This window comes from Oleiphilus sp. HI0061, from assembly GCF_001635675.1.
In genome coordinates, this window is sequence record NZ_LWFE01001381.1 from 1 (window position 1) to 1,050 (window position 1,050).

The window sequence follows — 1,050 nt, forward strand, 5'->3', positions numbered from 1 at the left end:
GACTCGCTTCCATGGTTCCACTATCCATATAGCTCTCAAGCTTGATCATATTGACACCGTTGGTGGCAAAACCACCGAGAGCCTTATACAAAGCCGCCGGTATATTTCTGACCGAAAACAACAAGCTCGAAATATAATGCTGCTTCGGATCATAGTCGGCATCAATAGCTTGCTTAGCCAAAACAATAAAGCGCGTCGTGTTGCCGCCCACATCCTGAAAGCTCTCTGCGATCACATCTAGCCCATACAGCTCTGCCGCCAAAGTAGAAGCTATCGCGCCATGGCTACCGTAAACCGATTGCGCATCTTTCTTAGACGCCAAGTCCTTAGCAGACAAAGCCGTATCCATCGCCACTAAAGGGGTGATCTTTAAAGCTTCCAAACGATGAAAGCACTGCGCCAAAGCTTGAGGATGAGAAGACACTGTCTTAATCGCCTCAAGTTGAGTTCCGGGTAGGGCAAGCAAGCAATGATTCACCGGCTCAAAGTGCTCGGCAATAATGCTCAAATGCGTATTGGGTAATAAACGATAAATCTCCTCAACACGCCCGGCGGTCGAATTCTCAAGCGGGATCATCGCATAGTCAGCCTGGCCTTGTTCCACCAGCTGAATAGCGCTTTGAAAGTTCTCGCAAGCGAGGGCACGATGATCAGGAAAGACCTTCTTACAGGCCAAGTGCGAATAAGCACCCTCAATTCCCTGATAAGCAACAGTAATCTGTGTAGGAGTGTTCATGGTAATAACTGCTTGTATAAATTCGAATGCTGGGATTATAAAGAATAATCAGAGCTAGTGTATCTTTTTCAACGGAGTCAGACTCGATTGAAAACCAATCGAGTCTGACTCCGTTGAAAAGAAGCTGCTGAAAAGTTAGTGTAGATTTAGTGTTCAACGCCAGAAGACAGGGAGGTCAATATGGCGAGATTACCCCGGTTTGTGATTCCAGGCCATCCGCAGCGCGTGATTATTAGAGGTAATAACCGTGAAGCGATTTTTCATCAAAATGACGATTATTTGTTCTATCTAGATAAACTGAATGACGCGTGTCG

1 protein-coding gene is annotated in these 1,050 nt (G+C 46.2%); it reads right to left on the bottom strand.

Features of this window, described 5'->3' with window-relative positions; translation table 11 throughout:
• On the bottom strand, positions 1–736 hold a 736-nt coding region (locus A3735_RS21735; RefSeq protein WP_068638626.1), incomplete at its 3' end, for a prephenate dehydratase domain-containing protein.
• Between the last annotated feature and the right edge of the window lie 314 nt (positions 737–1,050).